At 71.3% G+C, this 21,087-nt stretch carries 21 protein-coding genes; 16 read left to right on the forward strand and 5 right to left on the reverse strand.

The window, feature by feature from the left end:
- Positions 1 to 330 precede the first annotated feature (330 nt).
- The 8 genes from ACRWK7_RS19005 (at position 331) to ahbB (ACRWK7_RS19040) (ending at position 5,029) form a co-directional block, all read left to right on the forward strand.
- On the forward strand, positions 331 to 636 hold the full coding sequence (locus ACRWK7_RS19005; protein WP_431857857.1) for a cupredoxin domain-containing protein: 306 nt from the start codon (positions 331 to 333) through the stop codon (positions 634 to 636).
- Positions 637 to 730: 94 nt separating this feature from the next.
- Positions 731 to 1,507 (forward strand): uroporphyrinogen-III C-methyltransferase, encoded by a 777-nt coding sequence (gene cobA / locus ACRWK7_RS19010; RefSeq protein WP_431857858.1) that lies wholly within the window; start codon positions 731 to 733, stop codon positions 1,505 to 1,507.
- On the forward strand, positions 1,500 to 1,823 hold the full coding sequence (locus ACRWK7_RS19015) for a c-type cytochrome (protein ID WP_431857859.1): 324 nt from the start codon (positions 1,500 to 1,502) through the stop codon (positions 1,821 to 1,823). The genes cobA and ACRWK7_RS19015 overlap by 8 nt, the downstream gene beginning before the upstream one ends.
- Complete coding sequence (locus tag ACRWK7_RS19020; RefSeq protein WP_431857860.1) at positions 1,820 to 2,998, forward strand: cytochrome D1 domain-containing protein; 1,179 nt, start codon at positions 1,820 to 1,822, stop codon at positions 2,996 to 2,998. The genes ACRWK7_RS19015 and ACRWK7_RS19020 overlap by 4 nt, the downstream gene beginning before the upstream one ends.
- A gap of 139 nt (positions 2,999 to 3,137) precedes the next feature.
- Complete coding sequence (locus tag ACRWK7_RS19025; RefSeq protein ID WP_431857861.1) at positions 3,138 to 3,587, forward strand: AsnC family transcriptional regulator; 450 nt, start codon at positions 3,138 to 3,140, stop codon at positions 3,585 to 3,587.
- Positions 3,578 to 4,063 (forward strand): siroheme decarboxylase subunit beta, encoded by a 486-nt coding sequence (gene ahbB / locus ACRWK7_RS19030; RefSeq protein ID WP_431857862.1) that lies wholly within the window; start codon positions 3,578 to 3,580, stop codon positions 4,061 to 4,063. The genes ACRWK7_RS19025 and ahbB (ACRWK7_RS19030) overlap by 10 nt, the downstream gene beginning before the upstream one ends.
- Before the next feature lie 10 nt (positions 4,064 to 4,073).
- Positions 4,074 to 4,526, forward strand: a complete 453-nt coding sequence (locus ACRWK7_RS19035; protein WP_431857863.1) for an Lrp/AsnC family transcriptional regulator — start codon at positions 4,074 to 4,076, stop codon at positions 4,524 to 4,526.
- Positions 4,523 to 5,029 carry a siroheme decarboxylase subunit beta gene (gene ahbB, locus ACRWK7_RS19040; RefSeq protein WP_431857864.1) on the forward strand — a complete coding sequence of 169 codons (507 nt, stop codon included), beginning with the start codon at positions 4,523 to 4,525 and terminating at the stop codon, positions 5,027 to 5,029. The genes ACRWK7_RS19035 and ahbB (ACRWK7_RS19040) overlap by 4 nt, the downstream gene beginning before the upstream one ends.
- A 172-nt stretch (positions 5,030 to 5,201) precedes the next feature.
- Here the strand turns inward: ahbB (ACRWK7_RS19040) and ACRWK7_RS19045 are convergent, their stop codons facing one another.
- On the reverse strand, positions 5,202 to 5,819 hold the full coding sequence (locus ACRWK7_RS19045) for a malonic semialdehyde reductase (protein WP_431857865.1): 618 nt from the start codon (positions 5,817 to 5,819) through the stop codon (positions 5,202 to 5,204).
- A gap of 190 nt (positions 5,820 to 6,009) precedes the next feature.
- On the opposite strand from ACRWK7_RS19045, the gene nirJ reads away from it, so the two are divergent.
- From nirJ to ACRWK7_RS19065, 4 genes are all read left to right on the forward strand, one after another.
- A complete protein-coding gene (gene nirJ, locus ACRWK7_RS19050; RefSeq protein ID WP_431857866.1) occupies positions 6,010 to 7,209 on the forward strand; it encodes a heme d1 biosynthesis radical SAM protein NirJ in 1,200 nt (399 codons plus the stop codon).
- On the forward strand, positions 7,202 to 8,758 hold the full coding sequence (locus ACRWK7_RS19055) for a cytochrome D1 domain-containing protein (RefSeq protein WP_431857867.1): 1,557 nt from the start codon (positions 7,202 to 7,204) through the stop codon (positions 8,756 to 8,758). The genes nirJ and ACRWK7_RS19055 overlap by 8 nt, the downstream gene beginning before the upstream one ends.
- Positions 8,759 to 8,909: 151 nt before the next feature.
- The gene (locus tag ACRWK7_RS19060) at positions 8,910 to 9,476 is read left to right on the forward strand and encodes a cytochrome c oxidase subunit 3 family protein (RefSeq protein ID WP_431857868.1); all 567 of its coding nucleotides are present in this window, start codon (positions 8,910 to 8,912) and stop codon (positions 9,474 to 9,476) included.
- 8 nt (positions 9,477 to 9,484) lie between these two features.
- Positions 9,485 to 9,787 (forward strand): cytochrome C oxidase subunit IV family protein, encoded by a 303-nt coding sequence (locus ACRWK7_RS19065; RefSeq protein WP_431857869.1) that lies wholly within the window; start codon positions 9,485 to 9,487, stop codon positions 9,785 to 9,787.
- Positions 9,788 to 9,791: 4 nt separating this feature from the next.
- Here the strand turns inward: ACRWK7_RS19065 and ACRWK7_RS19070 are convergent, their stop codons facing one another.
- The gene (locus ACRWK7_RS19070; protein ID WP_431857870.1) at positions 9,792 to 11,954 is read right to left on the reverse strand and encodes an AMP-binding protein; all 2,163 of its coding nucleotides are present in this window, start codon (positions 11,952 to 11,954) and stop codon (positions 9,792 to 9,794) included.
- 132 nt (positions 11,955 to 12,086) lie between these two features.
- Entirely contained in the window at positions 12,087 to 12,299 is a 213-nt protein-coding gene (locus ACRWK7_RS19075) for a DUF1150 family protein (protein WP_431857871.1), read from the reverse strand.
- A gap of 307 nt (positions 12,300 to 12,606) precedes the next feature.
- On the opposite strand from ACRWK7_RS19075, the gene ACRWK7_RS19080 reads away from it, so the two are divergent.
- Together ACRWK7_RS19080 and ACRWK7_RS19085 are read left to right on the forward strand one after the other, a co-directional pair.
- Positions 12,607 to 13,731, forward strand: coding sequence for a DUF4384 domain-containing protein (locus ACRWK7_RS19080; RefSeq protein ID WP_431857872.1), 1,125 nt, complete (start codon positions 12,607 to 12,609; stop codon positions 13,729 to 13,731).
- 134 nt (positions 13,732 to 13,865) lie between these two features.
- Positions 13,866 to 16,508 (forward strand): SUMF1/EgtB/PvdO family nonheme iron enzyme, encoded by a 2,643-nt coding sequence (locus ACRWK7_RS19085; RefSeq protein ID WP_431857873.1) that lies wholly within the window; start codon positions 13,866 to 13,868, stop codon positions 16,506 to 16,508.
- Between the two features lie 39 nt (positions 16,509 to 16,547).
- Here ACRWK7_RS19085 and ACRWK7_RS19090 read toward each other — a convergent pair whose 3' ends face one another.
- Positions 16,548 to 16,880 carry a hypothetical protein gene (locus ACRWK7_RS19090; RefSeq protein WP_431857874.1) on the reverse strand — a complete coding sequence of 111 codons (333 nt, stop codon included), beginning with the start codon at positions 16,878 to 16,880 and terminating at the stop codon, positions 16,548 to 16,550.
- A 256-nt stretch (positions 16,881 to 17,136) separates the two neighbouring features.
- Here ACRWK7_RS19090 and ACRWK7_RS19095 point away from each other — a divergent pair, with 256 nt between their 5' ends.
- Together ACRWK7_RS19095 and ACRWK7_RS19100 are read left to right on the forward strand one after the other, a co-directional pair.
- Entirely contained in the window at positions 17,137 to 18,948 is a 1,812-nt protein-coding gene (locus tag ACRWK7_RS19095) for an SH3 domain-containing protein (RefSeq protein ID WP_431857875.1), read from the forward strand.
- Positions 18,949 to 19,008: 60 nt separating this feature from the next.
- Positions 19,009 to 20,337, forward strand: a complete 1,329-nt coding sequence (locus ACRWK7_RS19100) for an amidase (RefSeq protein WP_431857876.1) — start codon at positions 19,009 to 19,011, stop codon at positions 20,335 to 20,337.
- Here ACRWK7_RS19100 and ACRWK7_RS19105 read toward each other — a convergent pair.
- Positions 20,334 to 21,080 (reverse strand): SDR family oxidoreductase, encoded by a 747-nt coding sequence (locus ACRWK7_RS19105; protein WP_431857877.1) that lies wholly within the window; start codon positions 21,078 to 21,080, stop codon positions 20,334 to 20,336. The two genes, ACRWK7_RS19100 and ACRWK7_RS19105, sit on opposite strands and share 4 nt — an antisense overlap.
- Positions 21,081 to 21,087: the final 7 nt, after the last annotated feature.

Raw genomic sequence — 21,087 nt, forward strand, 5'->3', positions numbered from 1 at the left:
AGCATCGAGCCGGGCAAGACCTACACCATCGGCTTCGCCATCCACGACGACCACACCAACGCCCGCTTCCACCACGTCTCGGTGGACTACAAGCTGGGCCTGGACAACGCCGAGGCCGGCATCAACGTGGTGAAGCAGTAACGAAGCGAGAGCCCTCTCCCCAGGGGAGAGGGCTCTTCGCTCGCCATCGTTCGCTTTCCTTTTTCGCCATCCCCGCGAAGATGGGGGTTCAGAGACCCGCGCGAAGCTCCGGCTTCGTGGGGTATCCTGGATCCCCGCCTTCGCGGGGATGACGTTTTTGAGAGCGCTTGTTCCGTCAGGAGGGTCCCCATGCGCCGAATCGCCCTGTCCGCCCTGCTTTTCGCGTCGCTCCCGGCCACCGCCGCCGAGGTCGCGGTGCGGATCGACAAGAGCGCCTTCGACCCCGCCCGGATCACCGTCAAGGCCGGCGACACGGTCACCTGGACCAACGCCGAAAAGCGCACCAGCCACGACGTGATCTTCGAGGACGGCGAGCGCTCGGTGCGCCTGTTGCCGGACGACGCCTGGTCGCGCACCTTCGCCACGCCCGGCCGCTACCCCTACCACTGTGAGCCGCACCCGCACATGAAGGGCGAGGTCGTGGTGGAACCCTGACTTGACAACGGTCAAGCAAACCCTTGCCGAATTGCGCGAGCATACCGGCCATCGGGGAGGCATCGCCTCCAATCCCCAGCGAGCGTGAAGACCCATGGCCGTCGGACGAGTGTATCTGGTGGGTGCGGGGCCGGGCGATCCGGACCTTCTGACCGTCAAGGCGCTCCGGCTGATCCGGGAGGCCGAGGTGGTGGTCTACGACCGCCTCGTCGGCGCCGGCATCATCGACCTGATCCCGCGCCGGGCGGAGCGCGTCTTCGTCGGCAAGGCGCCGCGCAACCACGCGGTGCCGCAGCACGAGATCAACGCCATCCTGGTGCGCCTCGGCCTGTCCGGGCGCCGGGTGGTGCGCCTGAAGGGCGGCGACCCCTACGTGTTCGGCCGCGGCAGCGAGGAAGCGCTGGCGCTCGCCGAGCACGGCATCCCCTTCGAGATCGTCCCCGGCGTCACCGCTGCCACCGGGTGCGGCGCCTACGCCGGCATCCCGCTGACCCACCGCGGTCTGGCGACCGGCGTGCGCTTCGTCACCGGCCACGGCAAGGACGACGAGGCGCTGGAGCACGACTGGGCCAGCATGGCCGACCCCAACACCACGCTGGTGCTCTACATGGCGCTGATGAACCTGGGCGAGATCCGCGCCCGGTTGCTCGACGCCGGCATGGACCCCGCAACCCCCGCCGCGGTGGTCGCCGCCGGCACCACCGACCGGCAGGCGCTGGTCACCGGCACGCTGGCCGACCTGCCCGAGCGCGTCGCCGGCGCCGACCTGCCGCCGCCGTGCCTGATCATCATTGGCCGCGTCGTCTCGCTGGCTCCCAAGCTCGCGTGGTTCGAGGCGGCGGAACCGCTTCTGGAGGCGGTGAATGCGTAACGTGCTTCTGCTGGCCGCTGTGGTGATGACCGCGGCGCCGGCCTGGGCCGGCGATCCGATTCCCTCGCCGGCCCGTCAATCCGAGCTGGACTACATGCTGCGCCAGGACTGCGGGTCCTGCCACGGCATGACGTTCAAGGGCGGCCTTGGCTCGCCGCTGCTGCCCGAGCATCTGGAGGGCAAGTCCGAGGACGCCCTGGCCGATGTCGTGCTGGACGGCATTCCCGGCACCCCGATGCCGCCGTGGCGCAGCCTTCTCACCCACTCCGAGGCGCGCTGGATGATCGCGCGCCTGCTCCGGGGACTGGAACAATGATCGCCAAGCTTCTGTATTCCGGCCTCGTGGCCTCCCTGATCGCGGGCACCGCCTTCGCCGGCGAGCCGCGCGGCACCAACGACATGGGCATCGTCGTCGAGCGCGCCATCGGCAAGGTGCTCGTGGTCGAGACCACCAAGCGCACCGTGCTGGGCGAGGTGGAAGGGCTGGGCGACCTCAGCCACGCCGCCGCGGTGTTCTCGCGCGACGGGCGCTACGCCTACGTCTTCGGCCGGGACGGCGGGCTGTCGAAGGTCGACATCCTGACCAACACGCTGGTCAAGCGCGTCATGCAGGCGGGCAACTCCATCGGCGGCTCGATCTCGCAGGACGGCACGCTGATCGCCGTGCAGAACTACGAGCCCGGCGGCGTGAAGATCTTCGATGCCGACACCCTCGACCAGCTCGCCGACATCCCGGCGACGTACGGGGAGGGCGGGGCGCGCTCCAAGGTGGTCGGCTTGGCCGACGCGCCGGGCAAGCGCTTCGTCTGGACGCTGTACGAGCCCGGCGAGATCTGGGTGGCCGACGTCGCCGACCCGAAGAACCCGCAGATCCGCAAGTTCAAGAACGTCGGCAAGCAGCCCTACGACGGCCTGATCACCCCGGACGGCCGCTGGTACATCGCCGGCCTGTTCGGCGAGGATGGGCTGGCGCTGCTCGACTTGTGGAACATGGACGCCGGCGCGCGGCGCATCCTCGACGGCTATGGCAAGGGCGACCCCGCGCTGCCGGTCTTCAAGATGCCGCACCTGCGCGGCTGGGGCTTCGCCGACGGCAAGATGTTCCTGCCCGCCATCGGCCGGCACGAGGTGCTGGTGGTGGACGTGAAGACCTGGAAGGAGGTCGGCCGCGTGCCGGTCAAGGGCCAGCCGGTCTTCGTCATGCCGCGCCCGGACGGGCGGCAGGTGTGGGTGAACTTCGCGCTGCCCGACAACGGCTTCATGCAGGTGATCGACGTGCCGAGCCTGAGCGTGCAGAAGACGCTGGAGCCCGGCCCCGGCGTCCTGCACTTCGAATTCACGCCGCGCGGCGAGACCGTATGGGTGTCGGTGCGCGACAAGGATGCCGTCAAGATCTACGACACCGGAACGCTGAACGAGGTGACGCAGTTCAAAGCCGACAAGCCCAGCGGCATCCTGTTCACCGCCCGCGCCAACAAGATCGGGCTGTAATCCCGTCCGACATCTTTCATTCTTCGTCATCCCCGCGAAGGCGGGGATCCATAGTTCCCAACGCGGCAAGCCATGGCACTTATGGATCCCCGCCTTCGCGGGGATGACGGAGGGGGAGCAGAATCGTAATGGAAACCGCATGATGGACGAGCTCGACCGCCGCCTGCTCGACGAGTTCCAGCGCGGATTCCCGCTGGACCCGCGCCCCTATGCGGCGATGGCCGACCGCCTCGGCTGCACCGAGGGCGAGGTGCTGGAGCGGCTGTCGCGCCTAAAGGGGCAGGGCGCCGTGGCCCGCGTCGGCGCGACGTTCCGGCCGCACCGCGTCGGCTCCTCGACGCTGGCCGCCATGGCGGTGCCGGAGGAGCGGCTGGAGGGCGTGGCCGCCCTGGTCGACGGCTTCGAGGAGGTCAACCACAACTACCAGCGCGCCCACCGGCTGAACCTGTGGTTCGTCGTCACCGCGCCGACCCGCGAGCGGGTGGAGGGCGTGATGGTCGCCATCTCCCGCGCCACCGGGCTGGAGGTGCAGGAGTTCCCGCTGGTACGCGCCCACCGCCTGGACCTGGGGTTTCCGCTATGGAACTGATCGCGAGAGAGCGCCTGCTGGGCTGGCTGCGCCGCGGCCTGCCGCTGGTCGAGCGCCCCTACCGCGCCGTCGCCGAGGACATCGGCTGCACCGAGGACGACGTGATCGCCGAGATCGCCCGGCTGAACGAGACCGGTGCGGTGTCGCGCTTCGGCGTCATCGTCGACCATCAGGCGCTGGGTTACACCTCCAACGCCATGGTGGTGTGGGACATTCCCGACGAGGCCGTGGACGCGGCCGGCGAGCGGCTGGCCGGCTGCCGCGGCGTTTCGCTGTGCTACCAGCGGCCGCGCCGCGGGGCGGAGTGGCCGTACAACCTGTTCACCATGATCCACGGCCGCGACCCGGACGAGGTGGCACGCTGCGTCGACGCCCTGGCCGAGACCTGCGGCCTGACCGGTGTGCGGCGCGAGCTGCTGTTCACCGTGCGGCGCTTCAAGCAGACCGCGCCGTGCTACGGCGCCCGCCGGGCATGACGGAGAGGGCATGATGGAGTTGGACACCACCGACCGCGCCCTGCTGAACCGCCTGCAGGACGGCATTCCCCTGGTCGACCGCCCCTTCGCCGCCGTGGGGGAGGAACTGGGCCTGTCCGAAGACGCGGTGCTGGCCCGCGTCGCGGCGATGAAGGAGGCCGGCGTGCTCAGCCGCTTCGGCCCGATGTTCCACGCCGAGCGCATGGGCGGCGGCCTGACGCTGGCCGCCATGGCGGTTCCGGCGGCGGACTTCGACCGCGTGGTCGAGCAGGTCAACGCCTTCCCCGAGGTGGCGCACAACTACGCCCGTGAGCACGCGCTCAACATGTGGTTCGTCGTCGCCACCGAGACGCCGGAGCGCGTCGCCGCGGTGTGCGCTGCCATCGAGGAGCGCACCGGACTGCCGGTCTACCCGTTCCCGAAGCTCGCCGAGTACTACCTGAACCTGAGGTTCAAGGCATGAGCGCCCCGGTCATGAAACAGGGCTCGCTTCTGGACGAGATCGACCGCCGCATCATGCTGGCGACGCAGGAGGGCCTGCCCATCGTGGCGCGCCCCTTCGCCGCGGTGGCGGAACAGGTCGGCGTCCCGGAATCCGAGGTGATCGCTCGGTTCCGCTTCATGCAGGATCAGGGCATCGTCCGCCGCGTCGCCGCGGTGCCGAACCATTACCGGCTCGGCTACACCGCCAACGGCATGACCGTGTGGGAAGTGCCGCTCGACGTCATCGACGAGGCCGGTCAGCGCCTCGCCGCGCTGGAGTATGTCAGCCACTGCTACCGCCGTCCGGCCAAGCCGCCGGAGTGGCCGTACACGCTGTTCGCCATGGTGCACGCCACCGACCGCGCCCAGGTCGAGGCGCGGGTGGCCGAGATGGCGGCGCTGCTGGACGGGCTGGCGCGCAGCCACACCGTGCTGTACTCGACGAAGATCCTCAAGAAGACCGGGCTGCGCATCCAGGGGTGATATCAAAGGCGCTTGATGGCTTCCATCAAGCGCCTTTGATGCAAACCCGGCAGCTCAATGCAACGCATTGAGCGAGAGGGTCATACGGCCGGCCGGTCATGGAAGCATCCATGCGCCGGCCGTATGACACCCGCCTCCCGCGCTCTCCGGCGCGGGAGGCGGGGACGCGACGTTACGCCAGCACCGCCACGTCCTCGAAGTCCAGACGCGGGCTGCGCGGGAACAGCTTGGCGGCGTCGCCGTAACCGAGGTTGCACAGGAAGTTCGCCCGCACGTTCCGGTCCGGGAAGAACTCCGCTTCCACCTTGGCGGCGTCGAAGCCCGACATCGGGCCGACGTCCAGGCCCACCGCGCGGGCGGCCAGCATCAGGTAGGCGCCCTGCAGCGAGCTGTTGCGGAACGCCGATTCCTGGATCATCGCGTCGTTGCCGGCGAACCACGGGCGCGCGTCCACGTGCGGGAAGACCCGCGGCAGCGTCTCCACGAAGTCCAGGTCGTACCCGACGATGGCGGTGACCGGAGCGGCCATCGTCTTGTCGACGTTGCCGGCGGACAGCGCCGGCTTCAGGCGCTCCTTGCCCTCCGGCGTGCGGACAAAGACGAGGCGCATCGGCTGGGTGTTGACCGCCGTCGGACCCATGCGGGCGAGGTCGTAGACCTGCCGCAGCAGGTCGTCGGACACCGGGCGGTCGAGCCAGCCGTTGTGGGTCCGCGCCTCCAGGAAGAGCCGGTCCAGCGCCTGCTGGTCCAGGGCGGTCGCGGGCTGAAGGGAGACGGTGTCGAGCGGCATGGGAAACTCCGAAATCCTGTGGTCGCCTCAGATTTATTCAATCTGATCGGCGATACAAAGGCGCTGATTCCCAACATTCTGTTGTTGAAATGACAACAAAAGCGGGGCGCCGAGCCGACATGACTTCGGTCAAGTAACCTCCGCTTCCCCCGCCGTATCAATGGGCTGAACGGCAGGGAGTCTCCGTCCGATGTTCCGCTTGAGCCAGTACATGCGCGCCCTGGTCGCGCCGGTCGCCCCGTCCGAGGCGCCGCGCCGGGGGGCCGCCCCGCACCCCTCCTCCGGTGCTCCCGGGGGTCCTCTCGGCCCGGTGGTGATCTGGAACCTGGTGCGGCGCTGCAACCTGTCCTGCCTGCACTGCTACTCCTTCTCCGCCGACCACGACTTCCCGGGCGAGTTGAGCACCGCCGAGGTGTTCCGCGTCCTCGACGACCTCAAGGCGTTCCGCGTGCCGGTCCTGATCCTGTCGGGCGGCGAGCCGCTGATGCGGCCGGACATCTTCGAGATCTCGGCCCGCGCCAAGGAGCTGGGCTTCTACGTCGGCCTGTCCTCCAACGGCACGCTGATCGACGAGAGCCGCATCGACGCCATCAAGGCCGCCGAGTACGACTACGTCGGCATCAGCCTCGACGGGCTGGAGGAGACGCACGACTTCTTTCGCCGCCGCAAGGGCGCGTTCCAGTCCTCGCTGCACGGCATCCGCCTGTGCCGGCAGGCCGGCATCAAGGTCGGCATCCGCCTGACGCTGACCGAGCAGACGGCGCAGGACATGCCGGCGCTGCTCGACCTGATGCTGACCGAGGACATCGAGAAGTTCTACCTGTCGCACCTCAACTACGCCGGCCGCGGCAACACCAACCGCGAGCGCGACGCGCTGCACGCGACGACGCGCCACGCCATGGACTATCTGTTCGAGACCGCCTACGACGACGCCACCTCCGGCCGTCACCGCGAGATCGTCACCGGCAACAACGACGCCGACGGCGTCTACATGCTGCACTGGGTGCGCAAGCACCTGCCGGACAAGGCCGCGGCCTTCACGAAGATCCTCCAGCGCTGGGGCGGCAACGCGTCGGGCGTCAACATCGCCAACATCGACACGCAGGGCGATGTCCATCCCGACACCATGTGGGGCGACCACACGCTCGGCAACGTCCGCAAGCGCCCCTTCGGCGAGATCTGGACCGACCTGTCCGATCCGCTGCTGGCGGCGCTGAAGCAGCGCCCGCGCCCGGTGACCGGCCGCTGCGGGTCCTGCTCGTACCTCGGCATCTGCAACGGCAACACGCGGGTGCGCGCCTTCCAGACCACCGGCGATCCCTGGGCCGAGGATCCCGGCTGCTACCTCACCGACGACGAAATCCGCGCCGCGGAGCTGATCCATGCGTAAGTCCATCCTCGCCGCCGCCCTGCTGGCGCTGCTCCCCGGAACCGCGTCCGCCCTGGAGGGCGCCGCGGCCACCTACGCCGAGCATTGCGCGGCCTGCCACGGCGGCGACCGGCTGGGCGCCATCGGCCCGGCGCTGCTGCCCGACAACCTCGGCCGCCTGAAGCCCGCCGAGGCCGCCAAGGTGATCGCGCAGGGGCGCCCCGCCACGCAGATGCCGGCCTTCTCCGACAAGCTCAACGAGCAGCAGGTGAAGGATCTCACGGCCTTCATCTTCAAGGCGCCGGACAGCGACCCGAAGTGGGGCGAGGCCGACATCAAGGGGACGCACGTCGTCCACAAGACGCGCGATCAGCTGCCGGCCAAGCCGGTGTTCCAGGCCGACCCGCTGAACCTGTTCACGGTGGTGGAGGCCGGCGACCACCACGTCACCATCCTCGACGGCGACAAGCTGGAGCCGCTCGACCGCTTCCAGAGCCGCTTCGCCCTGCACGGCGGCGTGAAGTACTCCCCGGATGGCCGCTTCGCCTACTTCGCCTCGCGCGACGGCTGGATCGCTGTCTACGACCTGTACAGCCTGCAGACGGTGGCCGAGGTGCGCGCCGGCATCAACACCCGCAACATCGCGGTGTCGGAGGACGGGCGCTTCGTCGCCGTCGGCAACACGCTGCCGCGCACGCTGGTCATCCTCGACGCCAAGGACCTCAGCCTCGTCAAGATCATGCCGGTGGCGAACAAGAAGGGCGAGACCTCGCGGGTCAGCGCCGTCTACTCCGCCCCGCCGCGCAAGAGCTTCGTCGTCGCGCTGAAGGACATCCCGGAGATCTGGGAGATCGCCACCAACGACGACGCGCCGCCGGTGTACACCGGCCTCGTCCACACCTACGAGAAGGGGCTGGACGAGGGCGTGCCGGAATCCGTGGGCCGCTTTGCGCTGCGCCGCACCGAGATGGCGGAGCCGCTGGACGATTTCTTCTTCACCACCGACTACAGCGGGGTGATCGGCGCGTCCCGCGACGGCGCGCAGGGCACGGTGATCAACCTCGACGCCCGCCGCAAGGAGGCGACGCTGGACCTGCCGGGCATGCCGCACCTTGGCTCCGGCATCTCGTGGATGCTGGACGGCCGGCGGGTGATGGCGACGCAGCACCTCAAGGGCTCGACCATCTCGGTCATCGACATGCAGGACTGGAAGACGGTCAAGCGCATCGACAGCCTGGGGCCCGGCTTCTTCCTGCGCAGCCACGAGAACAGCCCCTACGCCTGGGCCGACGCCATGCTGAGCCCGAAGAAGGACACCATGGCGATCCTCGACAAGCGCACGCTGGAGATCGTCCGCACCATCACGCCGGAGCCCGGCAAGACCGCCGCCCACGTCGAGTTCACGCGCGACGGCCGCTACGCCCTGGTCAGCGTGTGGGAGGACGACGGCGCCCTGGTGATCTACGACGCGAAAAGCTTCGAAGAGGTCAAACGTTTGCGCATGCGCAAACCGGTCGGCAAATACAACGTGTACAACAAGATCACGCTGTCCGAAGGGACGAGCCACTGATCAAGAAGCCCTCTCCCGCCCCGGGAGAGGGAGGGACCCGCGGCGGAGCCGCGGGAGGGTGAGGGTAAGTCCAAGGATCCTTGGCCGTACCCTCACCCGGCGCCTGCGGCGCCACCCTCTCCCGGGGCGGGAGAGGGATTGTAGGAGCCCCATGACCGATATGACCATTGACCGCCGCACCGAGGATTTCTCCGGCCTGCCGGGGAACCTCATGATGTGGATCCTGATCCTCAGCGAGATGGCCGTGTTCGGCGTCGCCTTCGTGGGATTCGAGGTCGCCCGCGCCTTCGATCCGACGACGTTCGACGCCGGGCAGGCGCACCTCGACCGGCTGCTGGGCGGCCTCAACACGCTGGTGCTGGTGACCAGCGGCTACATCGTGGCGTTGGGCGTCGAGGCCGGGCGCAAGGGCCTGAAGGCCAAAGCGAGCCGCCTGTTCATCGCCGCCTCCGCCGTCGGCAGCGTCTTCCTGGTCATCAAGATGATGGAGTACTCGGCGACGCTGAGCGCCGGCTACACCATCGACAGCGACGCCTTCTTCGGCCTGTACTTCATGCTGACCGGCTTCCACGCGCTGCACGTGGTGTTCGGCATCGGCCTGCTGCTGGTGGTGTCGTTCTGGAACAGCGTGGAGAACCTGGAGACCGGTGCCGCCTTCTGGCACATGGTCGATCTGATCTGGGTGCTGCTCTACCCCATCGTCTACCTGATCCGCTGAGGTGTCCCATGGCTTTGAACCGTTTGACCATCGCCTGGGGCGTGCTGCTCGGCCTGTCGGTCACCGCGCTCATCGTCGGCAACGCGGCGCCGGGGCATGCGCATGAGGCGCTGGGCGTGGCCGGCGTGGCGGGCGTGCTGCTCACCGCCTTCCTCAAGGGGCGGGAGATCCTGCTGCACTACCTGGAACTGAAGCACGCCGGCCGCGGCTGGCGCATCATCCTGCTCACCTATCTGCTGCTGGTGGCGGCGCTGGTGCTGGGGGCCTACGCGGCCGAGCATCTCGGTTGGATCGCAAGCCTGCGCCATTGAGCGCTCACGCCGGCTTCTTCGCCCCCGTGTCGCTCAGCGCGTTCTCCGCCATGCGCTTGACCGCGGGGTAATCGGCCTTGCCCGAACCCATGGTCGGGATCGCCTCCACCCACAGCACGGTCTTGGGCACCAACAGCTCCGGGATGCCGTGGGCGCGGGCGAAGGCGAGGAACTCCTCGCGGTGGGCGCCGGCGCGGCTGGTCAGCAGGACGATGCGCTCGCCCTTGCGGGTGTCGGGTAGTGCTACGGCGGCGTGCGCGTCGTCCGGCCACAGCTTCGCGGCGTGCGCCTCGACCCCGGCCAGCGACACCATCTCGCCGCCCAGCTTGGCGAAACGCTTCACCCGGCCGACGATGCGGGCAAAGCCGTCGGCGTCCACCGCCACGATGTCGCCGGTGTCGTGCCAGCCCTCGTGCGGCGGGATCAGCAGCGCCGGCTGGCCCGACAGGTAGTAGCCGAGCATCACGTTCGGGCCCCGCACGAACAGCTGCCCGCCCTCGTGCACGCCTTGCACCGGTTCCAGCCGGTGCTCCATGCCGGGCAGGAAGCGGCCGACGGTGCCGTCGCGCGCGTGCGTCGGCGTGTTCACCGCCATCACGGGCGTCGTCTCGGTGGCGCCATAGCCCTCCAGGATGCGCACGCCGAAGCGCTCCTGGTAGAGCCGGCGCGTGTTCTCGCGCACCGCCTCCGCCCCCGCCACGGCGTAGCGCAAGGACGACAACTCGCCGTCCGAGGCGGCGCGGGCGTAGCCGGTGAGGAAGGTGTCGGTGGCGAACAGGATGGTCGCCTTCAACTCCGCCACCAGTTCCGCCACCGCGCGGTAGTGCAGCGGGCTCGGGTAGAAGCAGGTCGGCACGCCGAGCAGCAGCGGCAGCAGCAGCCCCGCCGTCAGGCCGAAGCTGTGGAAGACGGGGAGCGGATTGACCACCCGGTCGGTCGGCCACAGGTCCACCACCGCCGCGATCTGCGCGGTGTTGGCCAGGAAGTTGGCGTGGCTCAGCACCACGCCCTTGGGCGTTCCCTCCGAGCCGGAGGTGAACAGCACCGCCGCCGGGGCGTCGGCCGCGGCGTTCCGGCCGCGCATCAGCGCGGGCAGCCGCGACACCGCGAGACCCCAGAGCTTGTCGAGCGCGCCGACCTCCTTGCGCACGTCCTCCAGGTAGACCAGCCGCGTGTGGGCGGCGAGCGCGTCGGCGATGCGCTCCAGCCGTCCAAGCGCGATGAAGCGGCGCGAGGTCAGCACCGTGCGCACCCGGGCGGCGGCGCAGGCGGAGACCAGCGCGTCCGGCCCCATGCTGTAGTTCAGCAGCGCCGGCACCCGGCCGAAGGCCTGCAGGCCGAACAACGTGACCGCCACCGCGTTGGCGTTGGGCAGCAGCACGCCCACCACCTCGTCCCGCACGCTCAGCCGGCCCAGCGCCCGGCCCAGCGCGACGCTGGCCAGCACCAGCCGTCCGTAGGTCAGCGGCTGCCGCTCGGCGTCGTTGAGGATCGGCACGCCATAACCGAAGCGGCTGCGGGCGTCGAGCAGGGCGTCGAAGACGCTGCGGTCGCGGTCGTAGGCCCGCAGCGCCGCATCGGCCATCACGTCGTAGAGCGCCCCGGCCAGGGCCGCCCGCCGCGTCCGGCCGCGCAGGGCCGCGTTCACCGACAGGCGGCGCGCCGGCAGCACGGTCAGCACGATCTTCGGGAACCACCGCACGCCCGGCCAGCCCTTGGACAGCGAGAACGGCGTGAACGCCGCGCCGTCGATGCGCACGGGCAGCACCGGAGCGTCGGCGGCGTGCGCCAGCAGGGCCGGCGCGCCGTACACCGGGGCCAAGTCCTCGGCGCGGTCGGCGACGCCCCGGGGGAAGACCACGCACCGCCGGCCGCCGCGCACCGCCTTCACCAGCGCGCGCAGCGCGCAGGGAGTCTCCGGGCCGAGCCGCACCGTGTCGAAGAGGCCGAGGATCCGCCGCGTCCAGCCGCCCCCGGCCCGGCGCGGGTCCACGGCCAGCACCGCATCGCCCGGAAGGAAGGCGGCGATCAGCAGGGCGTCGAGGCGCGACTGAGGGTTGGCGACGACGACGGTGCCTCCCCCGGCGGCGCGGGCGTTCTCCAGCCCGCGCACCTCGACCCGGTAGGCGAGCCGGAACAGGGCGCGCAGCAGCGCTTTGGCGATCATGGTCGCACCGTTTCACATCCATTCCGAGAACAGCCGGCACGCGCCAAGCTCACGAACGGCGCGGGCCGTCCCGGACTCTAGCGGATCTCTGTTACGGGCGGATGCGCGGCGTTGCCGCAGGGCGCCGAGGTCTCAGTGGACGCTCAGCGGCTCCATGTCGTTGAGGCGCAGCGCCGCGAAGGCGACGTCGCGGGAAGGGAAGCGGCCGAGAAAGCTGCCGTCGGCGGCGTGCACCGTCACGGACGTGCTGCCGCGACGTTTGGCGCGTTTCACGTAGGCGTGCTCCAGGATGCCGAGCTGGGCGAATTCGTCGGCCGCCGGGAACGGCTGCGGTGCGCTGAGCATGATGACCTCCTCCGTCTGGCGGTTCGGGTTGCGATAGACCCAATGTAGGCGCCGGGTCGGGGTAACGCTGTGATGCACATCACGAATCCGCCCGATTTTGCCGCCGTCCGCTGCGGAAGAGGGGGCGGGCGATACCTCACCCCGCCGGGGCTGATGAACGGACTGCACGCAGGTGTGAGCCGCCTCATAGTTCCTGCGCGAAGAAGAGGTCATACCGGGCGCGTTCACTCCGCCATCTACCGTCGGAGACGTGGACGAGTCCCCCCGCCGCTCCGATGGTTGGGATATGCCGTGTATGGAGGTCGCCATGCGACACGCTGCCCGCGCCGCCCTTCTCGCCGCTCTTCCTTTCGTCTGGGCTGCCTGCGTGCCGGCCATGCACGGCGCCGCCGCGGCGGACGCGGTGGTGATCGCCGCCACCGCGCCCGGCTACGCGCCCGGACAGCTGATTCCCGACGGGACCGGCGTGCGGTTGCCGGACGGCGCCAGCGCGCATTTCCTGTTCGCCAACGGCCGCACGCTTACCGTCAAGGGGCCGTACGACGGTCCGCTGGAGCGCCAGGGCGGTGCTGGAGGCAACCGCCTGACCGACCTTCTCGGCCGGCCGCTGCTGGCCCAGGACGAACTGGCCGCCTCGCGCGCCGTGACCCCGGCGCGGACCGGCGGCGGGCTGCCGACGGTCGATCCGGCGCTCGGTGGCACCCAGTGCGTGCCGGCCGGCGCGCGGGCGATGCTGCGGCGGACGGCGGACCCCGACCTCACCCTCGCCGACCCGGTGACGGGCCGCCGCGCCCGCATCGCCTGGGCTCCCGGCGAGGCCGAACGGCCCTGGCCGGACGGCATGGCGCCGGTGGACGGCCGCACCGTCGAGGTGACCTCGGCGGGCGGGCGGCGCAGCCTCGTGCTGCGCGTCGTCGATCCGGCGGGCGACACCACGGCGCTGGCGGTGCGCCTCGCCGCGGCGGGCTGCGCGCCGCAGGCGGCGGCGCTGCTGACGCCGGTGCGCGACGCGCTGGCGCCGCTCGACCTCTACCTGTCCACCGACCGCGGCTCCTATCCATCCTACAAGGCGGGGGAGCCGGTGCGGCTGCTGGTGCAGACCAACCGCGACGCCCACCTCGCCTGCACGCTGCGCGACGGGCGGGGCACCACGGTGCTGCTGTTCCCGACCGGCGAGTCCCGCGGCTCGCAGGTGCCCGGCCACGCGCCGCTGCTGCTGCCGGGCGACCGCATGCCGATGCCGCTGCGCGCCGGCACCGACCAGGAGGTGCGCTGCTACGCCACCGAGCGCGACCTGTCCGACGCGCTGCCGCGGACGTCCGGCCTCGTGCCGCTGACCGCGGCGGAGGCGGAGGGGCTGGAGCGCGCGCTGGCCGGGGCGGCCGGGCGGCTGGTGATGAGTCAGGTGATCCTGCGCGTGGAGGCGCGCTGAGGGTGGAAAGGGGTATGCCCCCCTGTTGGCGGTAGCCCGGCTGCCGCCTTGCCCGCAGGCCGCTTCCCACGACAATTCGGTAATCCCCAAGTGTGGGTTTCGCGTTGTGGGTTTCGTTTGGAGTGGCCGGCGGTATGCGTTTCCTACGGATCTTCCTGCTGATGCTGCTGGGCATGGGCGCCGCCCATGCCCCCGCCCGTGCCGAGGACCCGCAGCGCATCGCGCTGGTCATCGGCATCGGCACCTACGCCCAGGCGCCGGAGCTGCCCAACGCCCGCAACGATTCCCGCGCCTTCGCCGGGGCGCTGCGCAAGCTGGGCTTCGCGGTGGAGGAGCGCAACGACCTGCCCAACCGCGGGCTGGCCGAGGCGCTGCGTGACTTCGGCGTGCGCGCGCAGAAGGCCGAGGTGGCGCTGATCTACTTCGCCGGGCACGGCATGCAGGTGGGCGGCACCAACTACCTGATCCCGGCCGACGCCAAGCTGGCGCGCGAGCGCGACCTGGTCTACGAGGCGCTGCCGCTCAACCTGCCGCTCGGCGAGGTGTCGCAGGCGCGCAAGCTCGGCATCCTGATCATCGATGCCTGCCGCAACAACCCGTTCGTCGAGCGTCTGGCCCGCTCCACCCCCGGCCGGGTCGAGGCGCACGCCGGCTTCGCCCGCATCGACGATACGCCCAGCGACACCCTGGTGGCGCTCGCCACCCGCGCCGACGCGGTGGCCGAGGACGGCGCGGGCGAGCACAGCCCCTACACCGAGGCGCTGCTGAAGAACCTGGAGGTGCCGGGGCTGGAGCTGAGCCTGTTCTTCCGCCGGGTGCGCGACAGCGTCATGCAGACGACGCAGGGCCGCCAGGAGCCGTACATCTACGGCTCGCTCGGCGCCACGCCCTTCTACTTCAACCCGCAGCCGGAGAACCGCCCGCCGGAGCTGGGCGCCCTGAAGCCCCTGGAGCTCTCCGATCGCGCCGGGGCGGAGCCGATGCACATCGCCCGCCCGACCGATCCGGACGGCGACCAGCTGTTCGCCCAGGTCACCGGGCTGCCGCGCGGCGGCGCGGCGCGCATCGGCGACCGCGTGGTGCTGATCGGCGACTACCTGACGGTGGACCAGCTCGCCGCCGTGACCTTCAAGCCCGACGCCTCGCACGTCGGCGATGCCGGCAGCTTCGACTTCGCGGTGATGGACGGCCGCGGCGGGGTGGCGCGCGGCCGGGTCCCGGTGACCATCAAGCCGAGCAACCGCGCGCCCATCGCGGCGGCCGAGCGCACCGTGCACGCCGCCGCCACGGCGCTGCGCATGGAGCCGCCGGTCGATCCCGACGGCGATCCGCTGACCCTCACCGTCTCCGCCGTGCCGGAGCGCGGCGCGGTAAAGGACGGCGTCCGCACGCTGAAGCCGGGCGACCGCCTGAGCCCCGAGCAGCTGGCCGGCCTGACCTTCGAGCCGGAGCGCGGCGCCACCGGCCGCGCCGGCGCGTTCGCCATCCAGGCGGACGACGGTCGCGGCGGCCGCACCATGCAGAGCGTCGTCCTGGAAGTGGATCCGCCCGGCGCCGCGCCGCCCGACGTCGACGTGGAGGAGGCGCTGTGGCGCCGCGTCCGCGACAGCCGTTCGGCCGGCGAGGTGGAGGGCTTCCTGCGCTTGTTCGCCGAAGGCCCGCACGCCGCCCTGGCGCGCGAGCGGCTGGCGTCGCTGGTGGCGGAGGGCGAGGGCGGAGTCACCAGCCTCGCCGCCGCCCAGCCTCCTTCCTCCCAGCCGCCGCCGGCGCAACCGAAACCCGCGGAGCTGAAGGTGGAGACCTCGGCCGACGGCATGTACGTCGCCGTCGCCGACGCCAGCCTGCGCGCCGGGCCGGACAACCGTTCCGACGTGGTCGGCAACGTCGGCCGCGGCGCCACCGTGCGGGTGGTCGGCCGCGTGCAGGACGCCGACTGGTACCGCGTCGCCATGGAGGACGGCGTGCAGGGCTTCCTCTCCGGCCCGACGCTGCGCCCGGCCGGCCGGGAGGACCGCCAGCGCCTCGCGCTCGCCGCCCCGCCCAACCCGCAGCCGCGCGCCGAGACGCCCAACGCCTTCCAGGACTGCGCGGAGTGCCCGAAGATGGTGCACATACCCGCCGGCGGCTTCCTCATGGGCTCCGACAAGGGCGATACCTCGCAGCGCCCGGCGCATCGGGTGACGGTCAAGCCTTTCGCGCTGGGCACCTTCGAGGTGACGGTGGCGGAGTGGCGGGCCTGCGTCGAGGCCGGCGGCTGCTCCGAGATGCCGCGCATGGCGAACGCCACCGACGACACGCCGGTGCACAACATCCACTGGGGCGACGCGCAAGCCTACGTGGCGTGGCTCAGCAAGAAGACCGGTCAGCGCTACCGCCTGCCCAGCGAGGCGGAGTGGGAGTACGCGGCGCGCGCCGGTTCCACGTCACACTACGCTTGGGGCGATACCGGTGGGGTGGGCAACGCCAACTGCCGCGACTGCGGCGGCACCTTCGACCGGTTGCGGCCGGCTTCGGTCGGCAGCTTCAAGCCGAACGCCTTCGGCGTGCACGACATGCAGGGTGGCGTCGCCGAGTGGGTGGCCGATTGCTGGAACGCCAGCTACAAGGGCGCGCCGGCCGACGGCGCGGCGTGGACGTCCGGGGAGTGCAAGAAGCGCGTGCTGCGTGGCGGCTCCTGGCGCGACGAGCTGGAATCGATCACCGTCACCGCGCGCCTGGGCTACGACGCCGACGTGCGCTACGTGGCGGACGGCTTCCGGGTGGCAAGGGATCCGTAACGTGCAAAGCCCTCCCCCAGCGGGGCTGAGGGAGGGCCATTACTCGTCGTCGTCCAGATCCACCGTGACGCCGCCGGTCCGCACACGGACCCGGCCGTTGCTGGTGTCCACCACGACGTCGTCGTTCAGCGCCGGCATGCTGGGGCAGGCGTTCTGCCCCTTGCGCGTGTCGCAGACGACGCGCTGGTTCGGCGAATGGCTGCAGGTGGTGCGGCCGTTGACCGTCTGGCAGGACAGCGAGCCGGAGCCTTCGACGCAGGTGGTGTGGCCGTTGACGGTCTGGCAGGCGAGGTTCTCCGCCGCCGCCGGCTTGGCCGCCAGAGGCATGGCCAGCAGGGGCAGGGCGAGCAGGGCGAGGGAAAGCGTGCGCATGGTCCGCGGTCTCCGTGCCGATGGGGAGCGCCACCCTGCGGCGACGCCGCCTCGGCCGCTGTGAGCCGGCTCACATCCTGCACCCTTTTCTCTCGTGATCCGGTGGCGCGAAATCGGTAATCCCGAAGCACAGGCCGGAAGGATTCCTGTGTTTCCCAGGGCACACCTCCACGCTTCGAAAGTACATCTGCGCTTCGCCAAGACACCGATGGCGCGCGTGCAATGTTAACGTCACGCCGAAGCTGTGGAGGTTGCGGTGACGCGGATCCTTGTTCATCTGGTGTTGTGCGTCGTCCTGCTTGCCGGCGGTCCGGCACTGGCGGCCGAGAAGCGAGTGGCGCTGGTCATCGGCAACGCGCGGTACGAGCGCGGCGGCGCCGTGCCGGCCGCGGCGGCCAACGCTGCCGCTGTGGCGGAGGCGTTGCGGCAGACCGGCTTCGACGTGACGGTCGCCAACAACCGGGAGCATCGCGGCCTCGTCGCCGCGCTCAGCCACTTCGCGACACGGGCGCGCGGGGCGGAACTGGGGGTGATCTACTATTCCGGTCTCGCGCTGGCGGTGGGCGGGCGGAACTTCCTGGTGCCGGTGGACGCCAAGCTGGAGGCGGAGGGCGACGTGGTGATCGACACCCTCGACCTCGATCAGGTGCTCCAGCAGATGCAGGCGCCGAAGCGCGGCGTGCTGCTGCTCGACCCCGTGGTGCCGAACCCGGTTGCCGAGGCGCTGAAGACGGTGCGACCGGTGCCCGGCCCGCCGGGGCCGGCGGACACCCTGCTGATCGCCTACGCCCACCAGCCCGATACTCCGCCGGTTCCCGCCCGCGGCAGTGGACCCGGCCCTTTCGCCGCGGCGCTGGCGGAGGAACTGGTCAAGCCGGGCGCCGACCTGCGCGGCGCGCTGACGGAGGTTCAGCGCAGCGTCGCCGCCCGCACCGGCGGCGCGCAGAAGCCCTGGATGCAGGATCGCCTCGGCCCCACGGTCGCGCTGCTGCCCGAGCCGCCGCCGGAGCCGAAGGTCGAGCCGCTAGACGGCTCGTTCGTCACCACCCGCGACGTGAACCTGCGTCAGACGCCCGACAGCAAGGCGGCGGTGCTGCGCCGGCTGGCGCGCGACACCACGGTCACCGCCACCGGGCGCGTGCGCCAGGGAAGCTGGACGCGCGTGACCGTCGATGGCCAGCAGGGCTTCGTTTCCAACGACTATCTCAAGCGCCCCGGCCCACCGCCGGCTTCTCCGGCGCCCGTGGCAGCCGATACCGGCGTGCGCCGCGTGCTGCGCGACGCCACGCTGTTCGACCGACCGGTGCTCGGCGCGCGCGGGGTGCGCCAGCTGCCGGCCGGCATGCTGCTGACGGTGGTCGAGCCGGTGGCGGACGGCAATTGGGTCAAGGTGCGCGACCGCTTCGGCCAGGAGGGCTACGTCAGCGCCGGCACGCTGGGCATCGGCGAGGGTGAGGAGCGCATCCTGTCGGGCACCTCCGCTCCGCCGCCGTCGCCCGGCGGCTCCTCCGAGCAGGAACCGCCGCGGGCGGCGCGCGAGAGCGTCTCCGGAGGCGAGAGCGCCGCCAATCGCGCCCGCGCCATGGCGCAGCGGGGCACCGAGGCGCAAGAGCGCGCCCGCACGGCGGCGGAAACGGCGCGCAGGGGCACGGCGACCGCCTGGGTGCACCGCTTCACCAACGGCGACGTCTACGAGGGCGAGTGGATGATCTCTCCGTCCGGCGGCATGCGGCATGGCTACGGCGTCTACCACTTCGCCGACGGCCAACTCTATGAGGGCGAGTGGCGCAACGACGAGATGGCCGGCGCCGGGGTCATGGCCTTCCGCACCGGCGACCGCTACGCTGGCGGCTTCCGTGCTGGGCAGCCGGAGGGGCTGGGCGTGTTCCGCTACGCCAACGGGGACGGCTACGCCGGCGAGGTGCGCGCCAACAGCCCGGCCGGCGTTGGCGAACTGTCCTTCGCCAACGGCGACCGTTACCAGGGCCCGGTCTCCGGCCGGAAGCCGAGCGGCAACGGCGCGTCGGACCGGCTGGGCGCGTGGCAGGGCGCGGGGGCGGCGGAGTAGGCCCTGGCCTCGCCGCCGCCCCGGCGTTATACGGGAGGACCCACCTCCGGAGGTCTCCGCATGTCCACCATCCTGTCCCTGGCGGCCGAACTGGCGGCCGGCAGCACCACCAGCGTCGAACTGACCGGGCGCGCGCTGGCCCGCATCGCCGATCCGGGCGGGGAGGGCGCGCGGACGTTCACGCACGTCGACCATGAGGGCGCGCTGAAGGCGGCGCAGGCCAGCGACCTGCTGCGCGCGGCCGGCGTCGTGCCGTCACCGCTGGCGGGGATCCCGGTGTCGGTGAAGGACCTGTTCGACGTGGCCGGGCAGCCGACGCCCGCCGGCTCCCTGGTGCTGAAGGACGCGCCGCCCGCCGCCAGGGACGCGCCGGCCGTCGCCCGCCTGCGCGCGGCTGGGGCGGTGATCGTCGGGCGCACCAACATGACGGAATTCGCTTTCTCCGGCCTCGGCGTCAACCCGCACTACGGCACGCCGGGCAACCCGTTCGACCGCGCGCGCATCCCCGGCGGCTCGTCGTCGGGGGCGGCGGTGTCGGTGGCGGACGGCATGGCGGTGGCGGCGGTGGGCAGCGACACCGGCGGCTCGGTGCGCATCCCCTCCGCCTTCTGCGGGCTGGTCGGGCTCAAGCCGACGCAGGCCCGGGTGCCGCGCGACGGCGCGCTGCCGTTGTCCTGGACGCTGGACACGGTCGGGCCGCTGGCGCGCTCGGTCGCGTGCTGCGCGATCATGGACGCGGTGATGGCCGGCGCCGCGCCGGTGGTGCCGGAGGCGCTGGAGCTCGCCGGGCTGCGCATCGCCGTGCCGACCACCGTGGTGTTGGACGGCATGGACGACACCGTCTCCGCCGCCTTCGAACGGGCGTTGGAGGCGTTGTCGATGGCCGGCGCGCGGGTGGCGGAGATCGAGCTGCCGACGCTGGCCGCCATCCCCAAGGCCAACGCCAAGGGCGGCTTCGCCTCGCCCGAGGCCTACGCGTGGCACCGCGAGCTGCTGGCGCGCGCCGGCGACCGCTACGACCCGCGGGTGAGCGTGCGCATCCTGCGCGGGCAGGAGCAGAGCGCGGCCGACTACATCGAGCTGACCCGCCTGCGGACCGCGCTGATGGCCGAGGCGGAGGCGGCGACCCGCGCCTTCGACGCGCTGGCGATGCCGACCGTTCCGGTGGTGCCGCCGCGCTTCACCGAGCTGGAGGACGACGCGGCGTACGCGCGCATCAACATGCTGGTGCTGCGCAACCCGTCGCTGTGGAACTTCCTCGACCGCCCGGCGGTGTCGCTGCCGATGGCCACCGGCGGCCTGCCCGCCGGCCTGATGCTGGTCGGCAAGCGCGGACATGACCGGAACCTGCTGCGGGTCGCGCGGGCGGTCGAGCCGGTGGTCGCCTAGATACAGCGACCGCCGTCCACCTCCATGCACACGCCGGTCAGGAATTCCGCCTCGTCGGAGCACAGGAACAGCGCGGCGTTGGCGATGTCCCTGGGCTGCGACAGGCGGCCCAGCGGCACCGAGGCGCGGAACTGCGCGCGCTTCTCCGGCGTGTCCTCGCCCATGAACAGGTGCAGCATGCCGGTCTCGCCGGCCACCGGGTTGATGGCGCAGACGCGGATCTTCTCCGGCGCCAGCTCGACCGCCATCGACTTGGTCAGCGTGATCGCCGCGCCCTTGGAGCCGTTGTACCACGTCAGCCCCGGCCGCGGCCGCACGCCGGCGGTGGAGGCGATGTTGAGGATCATGCCGCCGCCCTGGCGACGGAACACCGGCACGGCGTGCTGCGCGGCGAGGTAGATGGACTTCACGTTGACCGCGTAGACGCGGTCGAAGGTGGCCTCGTCCACCTCCAGCATCGGGCCGTTGCGGTGCGTGTAGCCGGCGTTGTTGACCATGACGTCGAGCCGGCCGAAGGCGCTCACCGCCGCCTCCACCATCGCCTTCACGTCGGCGTTCACCGACACGTCGGCCTTCACCGCGATGGCGCCGTGGCCGGTCTCGGCGGCGACGCGCTTGGCCGCCTCCTCGTTGATGTCGGCGACGACGACCTTGGCGCCCTCCGCCGCGAACAGCTTGGCCATACCTTCGCCGAAGCCCGAACCGCCGCCGGTGACGATGGCGACCTTGTCTTGTAGGCGCATGTGTCTC

The organism is Azospirillum sp. (genome assembly GCF_050789165.1).